The following is a 13784-nucleotide window of genomic DNA, read 5'->3' as shown; positions in this document are numbered from 1 at the left end:
ACACCACCCCCGCCCCTACAGCTTCCGCGCCAGCCCACCGTGCTCAGCAACAACCTCCGGCACACCCGCCCCGCCCTCCACACGCCACTCCGTCACCGACACCACACCGGGTTCAACCAGCTCCAGCCCCTCGAAGAACGCGCTGATCTCCTCAACGGAGCGCAGGTTGTACGGAACGGCCCCACTGCTGTTGTAGGCGTCCTGAGCCTGCTCGAAGACAGGGTCGATCCCACGCGACCCGTCGTTGATGGACAGGTAACTACCCGAGGGCAGGGCCTCCACCAGCCGCGAGACGATGGAACGAGCCTGATCGTGGTCAGCGACGTGCCCCAGGATGTTGCTGAGAATGAGCGCGGTAGGACGCCCGAAGTCCAACGTCTCGGCGGCCACGGCGAGAATCCGCTCCGGATCCGTCACGTTCGCGTCGACGTAGGCGGTCGCCCCCTCCTTACTGGAGTAGAGCAGGGTACGGGCGTGCGCCAACACCATCGGATCGTTGTCGACATAGACGATCCGCGCCTCAGGCGCGAGCCCCTGAGCGACCTCATGCGTGTTCTGCGCCGTCGGAAGCCCCGTCCCCACATCCAGGAACTGCCGCACCCCCGCCTCGGAGACGAGATACGCGATATTCCGCCGCAGGAACGCACGGCTGGACCGGGCGATCGTCACGATCCCCGGAAACACCTCGGTGTACGCATCCCCAGCCGCCTGGTCGACGGCGTAGTTGTCCTTGCCCCCGAGCCAGTAGTTCCAGATCCGCGCCGAGTGCGGCACCGTCGTGTCGATCTTCTGCCGCTCAGCCGACTCGGTCATCGGCACAGGGTCGGTCATGAGTCGTACGTCCTTCAGCCGGGGCGGGGAGCGTTCGCGGCACAGCCTACGATCGAACTCCCCCTTCGTGCTTACCAGTTCATGACTTCCTTCCGACTGGTTGCGACAGCTACGCGCGGTCGTTGGTCAGCGAACGGGGTGTTCCCACCGCAGTATCGGCTTGTCCCCGATCCACTTCTCACCCCCCGGAGTGGTGATCCGCTGCCCTCCGATCCAGTACGTGTGCGCCCGCTCAGTGATGTGAACGCGTACCGCGCTGATGTCGGGCTGTCCGGCGTCCTGCCACGCCGTCAGAGCCCCTTCGATGTCGTCCCAGAGGGACACGGGGCCTCCTTGGCGGACCGTCCAGCCGGAGGCGCCCTCGGTGAAAGCGGCGAACGACTCGCGGTCTGCGTCGAACAGGTACAGCGACAGCGCTCCGTCTGTGCTGGTTGCCTTCACGAACTGTGCCCGCGGGGCGGCAAGCTGGGCGAGGAAGGCAGGCATCCAGTCGTTCAGCAACGTCGGCGGCACCTTCGCCTCCCGCTCGGTGTCGGCGTAGGCGGTGCGGGCCGACAGATCCCCGGCCAGAGGTACAACGGCCTGTGCGCGAGCGTGCATGAACGACGACCGGCCGATAATGCGCCCTTCAGCTGAACCAGCTTCGTTGACAGTGACCTTAGCGAGGCCGGTCCCGTACGCCCATGAGCCGACGGTGGCGAGGATGGTCCCGCCTGGCCGTGTCTGACGTACCCACGTGTACGGGATGCGGCGTACGGCACAAGTGGCAATCACTCGGTCGTACGGTGCCCTGCCAGGGTGGCCGAGAAGACCGTCACCGGTCACAGTCCACGTGGAGAACCCAGCCCCTTCGAGAGCAGCATCCGCGCGGGCCGCGACCTGCGGGTCCACCTCGATCGTGGTGACGTTGTCCTCGCCGAGCCGGTGACACATAAGGGCGGTCGAGTAGCCCGTACCTGTGCCGATCTCCAGCACCGTATGCCCGTCGTCAACGCCGAGGTGTTCGATCATGTCGACCACCGTCACGGGCGTGGTCGAAGATGAGGTGGGTGTGCCGCGGACCGGTTCACCGGTCTGGTCGGCGGTCAGGTGTCCGTCGAGCTGAGTGGCCAGGGACTGGTCGCTGTAGGCGATCTCGACCCACTCGGCGGGGTCGGTACCGAGTGCAGTCACGGGGCGCCAGAGTCCGTCTTCGACGGGCAGGAACACGCCCGGATTGAGGAACAGTTCACGCGGTGTGGCCTCGACCGCAGCCCGCCATGCGGGGGTTGTGAGGACGCCCGCCGACTGGAGCCGGTCCGCGAGGGCACGCCGCTGTGGTGCGGTGTAGGTCATCGGGGTTCTCCTCGGGTGAGCAGGTCGGCGAACGCGGCGGCCATGGGCAGCCCGGTGTTCTCCTCCAACCAACCCCACTGGCCGTTGGGGTTCAGCTCCAGCCAGTGCGGTTCGCCGACTCGGTCGATGGCAAGGTCGAAGCTGCCGGAAGTGAGGCCGTAGTGGTCGAGGTAGGCGCGCAGAGTCCTCGTCAGGCAGTCGGGCAGGTCTACCACGTGGTACGTGAGTGCGCTGTAGTCCTTGCGCCAGTCCAGCAGACCGGAGTCGATCCGTACGGCGAACACTCGCTCGCCGACGAGGAGAACCCGCAGATCCGCCGTTTTGTCCACACGGGCTTGAAACAAGTGCGGGGTGACACGCACGGCTTCGGTGATCTGATCGGCGGAGACCGGCTCCGCCCACGAGGTGAGCCCGATCCCGTCTCGCTCGTACGGTGTCCATCGCAGCGTCTTGTAGATCACTTGACCGTGTTCGTGGATGAAATTCCTTGCGGCATCAGGGTCGTTCGTGACGAGAGTTGGCGGAACCTTAAGGCCCAGGCGCCGGGCCAGGGCGAGTTGGGCGGGCTTGTAATCAGCCGCTGCATCCCTCAGAGGGTGGTTCAACCACAGAGGGCCGTCGAGGGCATAGAGGATGCCGCCGAGCCCGAAACGGACCTGAGCGGCGGCGAATCGGGCATCATCCGCCGCCAGATTCCCGAAAGAGGGCCAGATGGGGCGGCGCCAGTACACCGCTCTGATGTGCTCCAGGTCGGCAGTTCTCGACGTGGTGCGGAGCTGCCCGACCCCAAGGGTCGAGCAGGCACCGAACTGAGCCGAGACCGTCAGATTCCTACCGATGTCAGCAGGGTTGAAGCGGACCACCGGAACGCCCTTGCGGTTGAGTTCGGTGATCACCAGGTCGGCGGTCAGGTCGAAGGGTTCGGTGGCCACGAGGACGGCCCTGTCGATCTCGGCCATGAGTGTCAGTCCTGTTGTGAGTCCTGGTCGGACCCCTGGTCGTTGCGCGAGTCCAGATTGGTGACGGTAGTCGTCGAAGTTGCGGAGCTGGTGCCGTGCTTACCCATCTCCACCACACACCCGTGACCATCGCGGAGCACACCGGTCTGCGTCGCCGGGTCGATCGTGACCGACGTGAACGGCATGCTCACGGTGATCGGATACGGGGCGAGGCGGTCGGCACCCCACGGGCGGGCTGGAGCGAGCTGATCTGCCGCTGTCATGTGTCGTCTCTCCTTTGTGTGATCCATCGGCGTGCGCCCTGCCAAGGTTCGCCTTGCCTGACAGGGCGATGCCCCGGGCCGGGGTGTAGGTCGGGCTCTCGTTGAGGGGACACGGGTCGTACGGCCGCCGGAGATCACCAGCCGGCGCCGCAGGAAAGCAGGGCACATACGAAAGCAGTGACCGCGATGACGAAGAGGAGCTGAGCCGCTGCCTGTCTCCATGCGATCCGGACTCGTCGGTGCGGGGGCGATGGCCAGGTCGGCTCCTCCTCCAGGTCTACGTCCAAGCCGTCGAGGATCACAGAGCTACCTGTTTCACAGAGAGTTCGGCCCAGCAGCGTTTGCCCCACGGGCGGCGTGCGGGGCCGAGCCGGTCGTAGCCCCATCGATCACTCATGGCCTCGACGAGAACCAGCCCGCGCCCGCTCTGCTCTTCGTCCTCCGGGGTACGCAGGTCCGGAAGCCGGTAGGGAGCGCAGTCGACGACCGCCAAGCGCACACGATCGTCGTCGAGCCGGTCGACGGTGACCCGCACTGACGGGCCCGAAGCGTGACGTACCGCGTTGGCGACGAGTTCGGCCATCACTACGGCCGCAGCCTCGGTCACCTCGGGCGGGAGACCCCATATGGCGCAGGCGGTGCAGACCAGGCCACGGGCCAGGGGCGCCGTCGCTTCGATGCGGGGGTGGGTTTCGCTGTAGCCGGGGCGCCCCTTGGGGCGGGGCTTGGGCGCCGTCATCGTCATGGTTCACGCCTTGGTCCGGGGGCGGGGGGGACGGTCCGTCCCCGGCGGAGGAATGCGGGGGATTACCGCCATCGCACAATTGCCCGAACTCCCGCTGCGGAGCGGGTCGTTGTGCTGTCACCAGTCAACGATCACTGTGTGAGGTGGGACCATCGCACATGCGGCACTCGCATGCGGATATGCGCTCAGCGGGTACGGGTAGGCGCGCGGTGCTATGAAGACTCGTAGCGTGGGGGTAGGTCGTGGATTTCCAGACAAGGCCGGTCCAAGAAGCATCCCGGGCCGGGAATTACGGGCGAGTGATCGAACTCGTCCGCAGCGAGTGGCGGATCACGCAGACCGCCCTGGGGCAAGCCCTGGGCATGAGCCAGTCCGCCGTGTCCCGTCTGGAGAAGAAGGGAACCTCGGCCTACAGCACCGACATCCTGGCGGCGGCTGCCGCGCACCTGGAGATCCCGCCGACACTCGTCGGACTCGCCGACAGTCACCCCCAGCCCCACGCGAAGGACGGGTCTGACGACGTGGACCGACGCCGCTTCCTCGGCGGAGCCGTGGCCGTGGCCACAACCCCCGCTCTGGCCGCACTCACCGACGCAGCCGACACCACCAGCGGGCAGGTGGCAGCCCTCCGCCTCAGCACGTCCGCCTACAGACGGCTCGACGGCTCAACCCCCTCCCGGGACCTGGAAGAGTCCGTACGCGCCCATGTGCGCCTGATTCAGAGCATCACCCGAGACGCGGACCCCAAGCAACGTCTCCGCCTGGCGGCCGTCGGCAGCGAGGCAGCAAGTCTCGCCGGCTGGCTCGCGTGGGACATGGGCGACAACGGCAGCGCACGCACTTGGTACGGCTCCGCCATCAAGGCCGCCAAGGCTGCCGGCAATCCGCTACTGACGGCCTACCAGGCCGGCAGCCTGGCCCAGTTCGAGGCCCACGCGGGTAACGGCATCCAGGCCCTGAACCTCGCGGCGAAGGCCCGCCGCGCGCTCGGCGACCGGCGCCCCGCCATTGCGGACGCCTGGCTCTCCAGCGTCGAGGCTTTGGCGCATGCGGCTGCCGGAGACCGACGCCGTGCCGAACGATCGCTGACATCGTCACGGGCTGCTGTCACCACCCTGGACGGGCAGGAACCGCCGCCATGGCCATGGGTGTTCACCTTCACCGAAACGAAGGTCGCCGCCGCCCGAGTAGCCTGCGGCGCACGGCTCGGCCTCGCCGACTGGGTCCTCTCCGAGGACGCGGAGGCACTTGCCACCGGCCACGAGAAACAGCGCGCGCTGCTGGTGCTCGACATCGCCTCCGGCCACCTCTCCTCAGGACGCGTCGAGGCTGCGTTCACCCTCGCCTCCCGCGCGCTGAACACCGGCCTCAAGTACCGGTCGGGGCGGATCGTGGAGCGGGCCCGCGCCATGCGCCGTACTCTCACGACCAGCGCACCGCCCAAGGTGGTGCGGGACTTCGATGAGCAATTGCACGGCGTCTACCTGTAGGAGGTACAGAGTGCGGGTGGGGATCACGGGACATCGCGGGCTGAGCGCAGAGGTCGAGGAACAGGTGCGGGCGATGCTCGACGAGGCGGTACGCGGCTACGACGCCTCAGATCTGGTCGCCGTCTCGTGCATCGCTGATGGTCCCGACTCCTGGTTCGCCGAGGCGGTTCTGATGCACGGCGGGCGCCTCGAAGTCGTCATTCCGGCATCCGAATATCGCGACGGCCTCCCCGAATGGCATCACGACACGTACGACAAACTGATCCGGCAAGCGGCCGACGTGCACGAGACCGGCATGACCGAGTCAACCTCGGAGGCCCACCAGACGGGGAGCGAAGTCCTCGTCGGTCTGGTGGATGAGCTGCTTGCCGTGTGGGATGGGAAACCCGCGCGGGGGTACGGCGGGACGGCGGACGTCGTTAACTATGCCGAACGCAACGGCATCCCCGTACGGGTGTTGTGGCCGGAGGGTGCCTCACGCTGAACAGCGTTATGGCAGCACGCCGCGTGGGTGCATGCGTCGCCATCATAGGACGTAGCGCCGGAACTCGGTTACCTGTATCTGCTAGTCGCGGGGTGCTGACGAACGCCGCCTTAAACAATTAGTAGTACTCGAGAATGTATCCCAGTGCCTTCCCGAAAACTTCCTGGTCGCGAATCTTGAACTTGATGCAGAGCGCCTTACGGAGTGCCTGCTGGACAAGGCGATCGCCTTCGCTGGTGTGCTGCCAACCGTCGAAGCGGACGGCACGGACAACAGAGTCGACCTCGTCGACGACCTTCTCGGCGATGATCGGAGTCTCCTCACCCCTGAGCGACTCGAAGAGTTCGGTCAGGGCGGCCTTGCCGCGCTCCTCGCGGGGTACCTCGGCGGCGGCCTTCTCCGCTGCGACTGTGTCTCGCGCCAGCGGGAATAGTTCCTTGAGGAACTCCAGCGATGCCTGCTGGGAGTCGGCGTACTTCTCCCGCAGAGCATTCAAACGCTGGCCGAGCTCGATGAAGGCCGGGTTGCCGACGTGCTTGGCGATGCGGGCAGTGATCCACTTCTCGACCTCGACGGGGTCGAGCACCAATGGCAGACGAGTCGGGCTGTACGCCGGGTTCTGTGCCCCGGTCCCTCGCGGGTGCCGGGGTGACGGCCATCCATCTAGGGCCGGCGTTGCCGCCGGCCTCGTGCGGTCTACCCGCGGACTTGGGCGGGCAGCCCTCGAACGTCCGCGCAGGGCGCTTTTCACGGCGCCCCTCTTGACCTTGCTCCGGGTGGGGTTTACCTAGCTGCCCAGGTCGCCCTGGGCACTGGTGGTCTCTTACACCACCGTTTCACCCTTACCCAGCACCGAGGTGCTGGGCGGTTTGCTTTCTGTGGCACTGTCCCGCGAGTCGCCTCGGGTGGCCGTTAGCCACCACCCTGCCCTGTGGAGCCCGGACGTTCCTCGGGAAGCCCCCCGTCAAGGGGACTCCACGCGGCCGTCCGCCCGGCTCGTCTGCCGTGTCGACCATGTTACCGGGCGGGCGGGCCTCTTCGGTGCCGAGGCCATCGTCGCCAGCACGGAGCCTGTGAGGATCAGTGCGAAGGAGACGGCGATGGTGGGGGTGAAGCTCTCGCCCAGGAAGAGGGCGCCCGCCGCCACCGCCACCGCCGGGTTGACGTACGTGATCACCGTGGAGCGGGTCGGGCCTATCTCCTTGATGAGCTCCAAGAACGCTACGAAGGCCACCGCCGTGCAGAGGACTCCCAGGGCCAGGAGGGACACCAACGCGTTCGTCGAAGGCATCGAGGACGGCCACGTGGCTGCCGCTGCCGGGGCGTAGACCAACGCCGCCAGGGTCAGGCACGGCGCTATCAGCTGCAGCGTCGGGACGTCCTTCAGGCGGCGGGCCGCTATCAGGGGGGCCGTCGCGTAGCCGATCACGGTGAGGAGTACCTCGCCGAGGGAGCGGGCGTCGCCACCGGTCAGGTGGGGGACGGTCAGGACTGCTACGCCTGCCAGGCCGATCAGGAGGCCGGCGATCCGGCGGACGCCCAGGTGTTCGCGCTCGCCGCCGAAGTAGCGGGCGGCGACCACGCCGACGATCGGGACGCCCGCGATCAGCAGGCCGGCGGTGGAGCTGGAGAGGTGGCGTTCTGCGTCGGTGAGGGTGAACCACGGGCCCATGATCTCGATGCACGCGAAGGCCAGCATCGGGCGCCAGTGGGTGCGGAGGGTGCCCAGCAGGTTGCCCTGGCGGATCGCCAGGGGGAGGAGCAGCAGCGCGCCCACGGCACACCGCGCGAAGACCACCGTCGACGGGGACACCTCGTCCACCGCCACCTTGATCATCAGGTAGGGAACACCCCAGATCACTCCCATGAGGGAGAACAAGAACCAGCCGCGTGCAGTCATACGGCAAGCATCGGTGTCAGGACCGTGCCGCGTCTTGAACGCTGTTGCGGTAGGCCGCCGGGGTCACCCCCAGCACCCGGCGGAACCAGCGGGTCAGGTGGGCCTGGTCGGCGAAGCCCACCAGGGTCGCCACCTCCGCCGGGCGCAGGCCCGCTTCCAGCAGGCCGCGGGCGCGGTCGACCCGGTACTGGGCCAGCCAGGCGTACGGCGGGACGCCCATGGTCGTGCGGAAGGCGCGGAGGAGTTGGTAGCGGGAGAGGCCGAGGTCCGTGGCCAGGTCGGAAAGTGACGGTGGGGCCGTCAGTTCGTCGGCCAGGCGGTCGCGGACCAGGAGGGCGATGCCGGCGGCGCCGGGTATGCGGTCCGGTGCCGAGCGGGCCGTGGAGTGGCGGCGGGACAGGGCCGTCAGCAGCCAGGGGAGGCGGGATTCGGCTTCCAGGGGGTCGGGGCAGGTGGAGAGGGTGGTGTGGGCGGCGCGGAAGGCGGCGGCCAGTTCCGGGTCGTCCAGGACCGGGTCGCGGAAGTGCGGGGTGCCGGCGTTCAGGGTGCCGTCCGCCAGCAGGGCCGGGGCCGCGTACAGGGCGCGGTAGGCGTAGCCGTCGGTCAGGGTGGCCGGGCCGCCCGTGTGCATCTCGCCGGGGGCCAGGACGACGATCGAACCGGGGCCGGTGCTGATGTGGCCGCCCCGGTAGTCGATGATCTCGGAGCCGCCGACGCACACCCCGATGGTGAACTCGGCGTGCGCGTGCGGGGCGTAGGTGTGCCGTTCGAAATTCGCCGTCAGCAGGTCGAGCGACGGACCGCACCGGCCCAGCCGGGCCCTCGTCCACCGTGCGTGTTCGGCCACCTTCGCACCCCCTTGCGCTAAGGGTGCAACGCCTTCACACCCCGTTTCCATGCCGCGTCCAGATCCGCGTCGTCCGGAAAGCGGCCGTGGATCTCCAGGACGACCATGCCGTGCGCGAACGCCCAGGTGGCGCGGGCCAGGTCCCGGTCGCCGCCGCAGGCCCGCAGGAGCGGGAGAGCGGCCCGGTCCTCCAGGCCCTCCGGCAGGAGGGTGCGGGGCAGGGGGCGTTCCGTGGCCAGGCAGTAGAGGTGGGGGTGGGCCAGGGCGTAGGTGCGGTAGGCCTGGGCCAGGGCCTCCAGGGAGCCGGGGGTCCGGGTCGCGGCCGCTTCCAGGGCCGCCGCCGACTCCTCCAGCATCTGCGCGGTCAGCTCGACCTCCACCGCGTGCTTGTCCAGGAAGTGCTTGTAGAGGGAGGGGGCCTTGATGCCGAGGCGGTCGGCGAGGGTGCGCATGGTGAGGACGGCGGGGCCGGACTCCTCCAGCAGGTCCCGGGCCGCCGCCACGATCTCCCGCGCCCTCGGCGTCAGCCGGTCGGGCACATCAGTCACATCAGTCATGCCCTTCGCCTCCGTCACGTCAGCCACGCTGGAAGCCTTCCTTCGTCCGCAACCCGTACCCGAAGGCGCGATCGTACGAGATGTGGGCCAGCCAGCCGCACAGCGCGGCGAAGGCCGGAGGCCAGGCGACCGGCCCGAACGCGTACGTCACCAGCAGCGCCAGCGGGATCAGCGCGCGGTGCATCGCGTTGTAGTACGGCACCGCGCGCGGCGGCAGCTGTCCCTTCGCCATCCGGGGCGCCTCGTCGAGGGCGACCAGGAAGGTGAGGTCCGGAAGGACCAGGAAGAGCAGGGCCAGGGCACCGGCGAGCCAGCCGTGGTTCACGCCCTCCAGCACGGCGAACGCCGTCCAGAACAGGGCGCCCGCCAGCCAGGCCGTGCGGCGCACCACCGTGGTGGCGGTGCGGAGGGTGGGGGTGACGTTCGTGGTGCTGGTCATGGCTGCCTCCCGAGGGCACTTCAGCTAACGCCGTTAGCCACAACGGTAGGGCTAACGGCGTTAGCCGTCAAGGGAGGGCGCTCAGGGCCTACAGCGCCATCCGCTCCAGCGCGTCGAACGCCGCCCCCATCCGCTCCCGGTGGTCCACGGCCAGCCCCGCGAACGGCTCACCCGCCAGCTGACGGCTCACCGAGGTGACACACACCGAGCGGTACGCGGCGACGACCACCGCCGCCGCCAGCTCCGGCTCGGCGAGCCCGGCCTCGGCGAGCGCCCCGGCCAGCGCCCGCTCCACCTCCTCGACCGCCTCGCGGGCCCGGGCCCGCAGCGCCGGCGACTCGGCGACGACGGGCCAGAAGCCGACGAAGTTCTCCCCCATCCCACCCAGCGGGTGCCGGGCGTCGATGAACCGGAAGGCCAGGCGGCGCAGCGCCGCGAGCGGGGACTCGTCGGGCCCGCGGTCCCGCACCGCTCCGGCGAAGGCCTCGACGGCCTCCGGGATGCGGTCGAGGAACAGGTCCTCCTTGCGCGGGAAGTAGTTGAAGACGGTCATCGCCGAGACCCCGGCCGCCCGCGCGACCTCGACGACCGTCACCTGCTCGAAGCCGCGCTCCCGGAACATCACGGTCGCCACGTTCGAGATCCGCTGCCGCGTCTCCCGCTTCTTGCGCTCCCGCAGGGACTCCCCCGGCTTGCCGCCACCCGCCACATTTCTGTCCGTCACAAGAAAACTATAGCCGCTCGAAACTTTTAGTGACTACAGTGAAGCCATGACGACGACAGACAGCAGCAAGAACAGCAAGAGCAACAGGAACAGCGACAACGGCACGGACTACGACGTGGTGGTGGCCGGCGGCGGACCCGTCGGGCTCTTCCTCGCCGGGGAGCTGCGGCTCGGCGGGGCGCGGGTGCTGGTCGTGGAGCGGCTGGCCGAACCGGACGAGACCATCAAGGCCGGCGGGATCAACACGGCGGGCGGGGTGGCGCTGTACCGGCGGGGGATGCTGCCGGATCTCGCGGCGGCCTGGGAGCGCAACCGGTGGCGGATGCGGGCCTTCCTCGGCGATCGGGGTCCGGACGCGCCCCGGACTCCCCCGAAGTTCGCCGGGCACTTCGCCGGGATCATGATGCGCGGTGACCTGTTCGACGACTCCGACCCGGCGTTCGCCGACATCGGCCCCGCCGACGGCGTCGGCCTCGGCATCCCCCAGATCGAGCTGGAGCGGATCCTGGGCGCCCGCGCCGAGCGGCTCGGCGTCGAGGTCCGCCGGGGCGTGGAGCTGACCGGATTCGACGCCGACGAGGACGGAGGGGACGGAAAGGACGGAGTCGTCGTACACCTCGCCGACGGCGCGCGGGTCCGGTGCGGGTGGCTGGTGGGGTGCGACGGCGGGCGGAGCACGGTCCGCAAGCTCGCCGGGTTCGGCTTCCCCGGTACGGAGCCGGAGATCACCGGTTATCAGGCGGTCGTCGAGATGACGGGCGGCGAGCGGCTGGGGAAGGGGTGGAACACGACGGACGTCGGGACGTACGTCAACGGGCCCTTCCCGGGCCGGATCCTGACCGTCGAGTTCGACGGGCCGCCCGCCGACCGCTCGGCGCCGATCACCGCCGAGGAGCTGCAGGCCGCCCTGCGCCGGGTGTCGGGCGTCGACGAGGTGACCGTCCACGAGGTGCACTCCTCGACCCGGTTCACCGACAACGCCCGGCAGGCGGACGGCTACCGCAGGGGCCGGGTGCTGCTCGCGGGGGACGCGGCGCATGTGCACTCGCCGTTCGGCGGGCAGGGGCTCAACCTCGGGCTCGGCGACGCCATGAACCTCGGCTGGAAGCTCGCCGCCGTGGTGCGCGGGCTCGCGCCGGACTCCCTCCTCGACAGCTACACCGCCGAACGGCACCCGGTCGGCGCCTGGGTACTGGACTGGACCCGCGCCCAGATCGCCGTGATGCGCCCCGACCGGCACGCCCGCGCCCTGCGCCGGGTCGTCACCGACCTCGCGCTGACGACGGCCGGGACGACGTACCTCGTCAAGCAGATCTCCGGCGTCTGGCAGCGCTACGAGCTGCCCGGCGAGCACCCGCTGACCGGGCACAGCGCCCCCGACCTGGAACTCTCCGACGGCACCCGGCTCGGCGACCATCTGCACGTCGGCCGTGCCGTGCTCCTCGACCTCGCCGACGACCCGAAGCTGCGCGCCCGCGCGGAGGAGTACGGCGACCGGGTGGACGTCGTCACCGCGGCCTGCCCGGGGCGTCCGGAGCTGGCCGCTCTGCTGGTACGGCCCGACGGATTCGTGGCCTGGGCCGCGGACGGGACGGACCGGACGGACGGGACGGACCGGATGAACGGGAACGATCAGGGAGACGGCCTCGACGACGTCCTGGCCCGCTGGTTCGTCGCCTCCTGAGCCTGTCGTCCGACGACGCCACCGGTCTCGTACGACGGCTCACGCGGGCGCGAACCGCACCTTCGCCGTCCCCGGATCGGCCTCGGTCAGCCGTACCCACAGCCGCTCGCCCAGTGGAAGGGGCTCCCCGCCCTCGATCCGGCCTATGACGGCGGGCTGCTGCAACAGCACCCGCCCCACGGTCGGCCGGCGCTGTTCGACCTCCACCACACAGCCGTCGAAGACGTCCCCGACCCGGTCCTTGAGCAGGGCCGCCTCGACGATGTCGACGCTCTCCCGCTCCACCGTGCCCGCGCGCCGCGCGCCCTCGGCCATCTCCTTGGGGAGCGTGTCCAGCGCCGTCAGCACCCAGTCGGGCGGGTCCTCGCCGGCCGCGGCCGCCAGGCACAGCTCGGAGGCGTAGCGGTCGGCGAGGCGGCGCAGGGGCGCGGTGCAGTGGGCGTAGGGGGCGGCGACGGCCGCGTGGGTGGTGATGGTGGGCAGGGCGCCGTCCCGGAAGACCGTGTAGCCGGCGCCGCGCAGCAGCGTCGTGCACTCCTGGAGGAAGGCCGCGTGCCGGGGGCGGTGCGGGTTCAGGGAGCGGATCAGCGTCGCGTACGAGACGTGGTGCGGCCACTCGATGCGCAGCGCGTGCGCGGTGCGGCGCAGGCGGGCGACGGCACCGTCGGGGGCGACCGGGAGGGTGCGGAGCACGCCGGTGCCGTGGGCCAGCATCAGCTCGGCGGCGGTCATGCCGGTGAGCAGGGAGATCTGGGCGTTCCAGGCGTCGGCGGGCAGCGGGGCGCGGTAGGTGAGCTCGTAGGTGTGGTCGTACTCGACGATCTCCTGCTCCGGCACGTTGAGCGAGATGCCGCCGCGCTCCACCTCGAGGCGTTCGCGGGCCTCGCCGATCTCCCTGAGCAGCGCGACCGGCTCCTCGGCGGTCCCCTCGTCGATCTGCTTCTGCACTCCCGCGTAGTCCAGCTTGGCCCGGCTGCGCACGAGCGCGCGGCGGACGTCGGCGGTCACCGTCCGCCCCTCCGCGTCCAGGTCGATGGTCCACAGGACGGCCGGGCAGGTCTGGCCGGGCAGCAGACTGGCCGCGCCCTCGCTCAGCACGGCGGGGTGCAGCGGCACCTTCTCGTCGGGGAAGTAGAGCGTGTTGACGCGGTGGTGCGCCTCGGAGTCCAGGGCACCGCCGGGTACGACGAAGGCGGCGACGTCGGCGATGGCGTACCGGACGCGGTAGCCGCCGTCGTGCCGGGACAGGTGCATCGCCTGGTCGAAGTCGTGCGCGGTGGGCGGGTCGACCGTGAAGAAGGGGATGTCGGTGGCGTCGTGCCCGGGCACGGCCGGGTAGTGCGCGACGCCCTCGGCCTCCGCGAGCACCTCGGGCCGGAAGCTCTCCGGGACGGCGAGGTCGGTCCGGAGCGCGGCGAGCGCGGCCCTGAGGGGGGCCTCGGGGGCGCCCTTGACGCGGATGTGACGGCTGGGCATAGGACGAGCGTAATCACATCGGGCGACTCCGGCCCCTTACGCTGGCGCGA

The 13784-nt window shown here is 69.8% G+C and carries 14 protein-coding genes, 1 other RNA gene and 1 pseudogene; 3 read left to right on the top strand and 13 right to left on the bottom strand.

What is annotated here, in order from left to right:
* Positions 1-15 precede the first annotated feature (15 nt).
* The 5 genes from ACFZDK_RS06900 to ACFZDK_RS06880 all read right to left on the bottom strand — a co-directional run bounded on the left by ACFZDK_RS06900 (position 16) and on the right by ACFZDK_RS06880 (position 4133).
* Positions 16-831 carry an SAM-dependent methyltransferase gene (locus ACFZDK_RS06900; protein WP_390970495.1) on the bottom strand — a complete coding sequence of 272 codons (816 nt, stop codon included), beginning with the start codon at positions 829-831 and terminating at the stop codon, positions 16-18.
* Positions 832-957: 126 nt separating this feature from the next.
* A complete protein-coding gene (gene tgmC, locus ACFZDK_RS06895; RefSeq protein WP_390970493.1) occupies positions 958-2166 on the bottom strand; it encodes an ATP-grasp peptide maturase system methyltransferase in 1209 nt (402 codons plus the stop codon).
* Positions 2163-3125 (bottom strand): ATP-grasp ribosomal peptide maturase, encoded by a 963-nt coding sequence (tgmB, locus tag ACFZDK_RS06890; RefSeq protein ID WP_390970491.1) that lies wholly within the window; start codon positions 3123-3125, stop codon positions 2163-2165. Before tgmB ends, tgmC begins: the two co-directional genes overlap by 4 nt.
* A 5-nt stretch (positions 3126-3130) precedes the next feature.
* The gene (gene tgmA / locus ACFZDK_RS06885) at positions 3131-3388 is read right to left on the bottom strand and encodes a putative ATP-grasp-modified RiPP (RefSeq protein ID WP_390970490.1); all 258 of its coding nucleotides are present in this window, start codon (positions 3386-3388) and stop codon (positions 3131-3133) included.
* Positions 3389-3686: 298 nt separating this feature from the next.
* Positions 3687-4133 carry an ATP-binding protein gene (locus ACFZDK_RS06880; protein ID WP_390970488.1) on the bottom strand — a complete coding sequence of 149 codons (447 nt, stop codon included), beginning with the start codon at positions 4131-4133 and terminating at the stop codon, positions 3687-3689.
* Between the two features lie 299 nt (positions 4134-4432).
* Between ACFZDK_RS06880 and ACFZDK_RS06875 the strand changes: the two genes are divergently transcribed.
* Together ACFZDK_RS06875 and ACFZDK_RS06870 are read left to right on the top strand one after the other, a co-directional pair.
* Positions 4433-5623 (top strand): helix-turn-helix domain-containing protein, encoded by a 1191-nt coding sequence (locus ACFZDK_RS06875; protein WP_390970486.1) that lies wholly within the window; start codon positions 4433-4435, stop codon positions 5621-5623.
* Between the two features lie 10 nt (positions 5624-5633).
* Positions 5634-6107, top strand: coding sequence for a hypothetical protein (locus ACFZDK_RS06870; RefSeq protein ID WP_390970484.1), 474 nt, complete (start codon positions 5634-5636; stop codon positions 6105-6107).
* A gap of 118 nt (positions 6108-6225) precedes the next feature.
* Here ACFZDK_RS06870 and ACFZDK_RS06865 read toward each other — a convergent pair whose 3' ends face one another.
* The 7 genes and pseudogenes from ACFZDK_RS06865 to ACFZDK_RS06835 form a co-directional block, all read right to left on the bottom strand.
* Positions 6226-6693, bottom strand: a complete 468-nt coding sequence (locus ACFZDK_RS06865) for a hypothetical protein (protein ID WP_390970482.1) — start codon at positions 6691-6693, stop codon at positions 6226-6228.
* Between the two features lie 6 nt (positions 6694-6699).
* An RNA gene (rnpB, locus tag ACFZDK_RS06860) (RNase P RNA component class A) lies at positions 6700-7106 on the bottom strand.
* A 115-nt stretch (positions 7107-7221) separates the two neighbouring features.
* Positions 7222-7944 (bottom strand): annotated as a pseudogene (locus ACFZDK_RS06855) (DMT family transporter); the annotation flags it as partial.
* A gap of 79 nt (positions 7945-8023) precedes the next feature.
* Positions 8024-8854 (bottom strand): AraC family ligand binding domain-containing protein, encoded by an 831-nt coding sequence (locus tag ACFZDK_RS06850; RefSeq protein ID WP_390970480.1) that lies wholly within the window; start codon positions 8852-8854, stop codon positions 8024-8026.
* 17 nt (positions 8855-8871) lie between these two features.
* Entirely contained in the window at positions 8872-9411 is a 540-nt protein-coding gene (locus ACFZDK_RS06845; protein ID WP_390970478.1) for a WHG domain-containing protein, read from the bottom strand.
* 19 nt (positions 9412-9430) lie between these two features.
* Positions 9431-9850, bottom strand: a complete 420-nt coding sequence (locus ACFZDK_RS06840; RefSeq protein ID WP_390970476.1) for a DUF4260 family protein — start codon at positions 9848-9850, stop codon at positions 9431-9433.
* 88 nt (positions 9851-9938) lie between these two features.
* The gene (locus ACFZDK_RS06835) at positions 9939-10574 is read right to left on the bottom strand and encodes a TetR family transcriptional regulator (RefSeq protein WP_390970474.1); all 636 of its coding nucleotides are present in this window, start codon (positions 10572-10574) and stop codon (positions 9939-9941) included.
* A gap of 46 nt (positions 10575-10620) precedes the next feature.
* Here ACFZDK_RS06835 and ACFZDK_RS06830 point away from each other — a divergent pair, with 46 nt between their 5' ends.
* Positions 10621-12258, top strand: a complete 1638-nt coding sequence (locus ACFZDK_RS06830; protein ID WP_390970472.1) for an FAD-dependent monooxygenase — start codon at positions 10621-10623, stop codon at positions 12256-12258.
* A gap of 39 nt (positions 12259-12297) precedes the next feature.
* Here the strand turns inward: ACFZDK_RS06830 and ACFZDK_RS06825 are convergent, their stop codons facing one another.
* Positions 12298-13734 (bottom strand): RNB domain-containing ribonuclease, encoded by a 1437-nt coding sequence (locus tag ACFZDK_RS06825; RefSeq protein WP_390970471.1) that lies wholly within the window; start codon positions 13732-13734, stop codon positions 12298-12300.
* Positions 13735-13784: the final 50 nt, after the last annotated feature.

The organism is Streptomyces sp. NPDC007901 (assembly GCF_042959465.1).
Taxonomy (GTDB): Bacteria; Actinomycetota; Actinomycetes; order Streptomycetales; family Streptomycetaceae; genus Streptomyces.
This window is presented reverse-complemented; position numbering and strand designations above follow the sequence as displayed.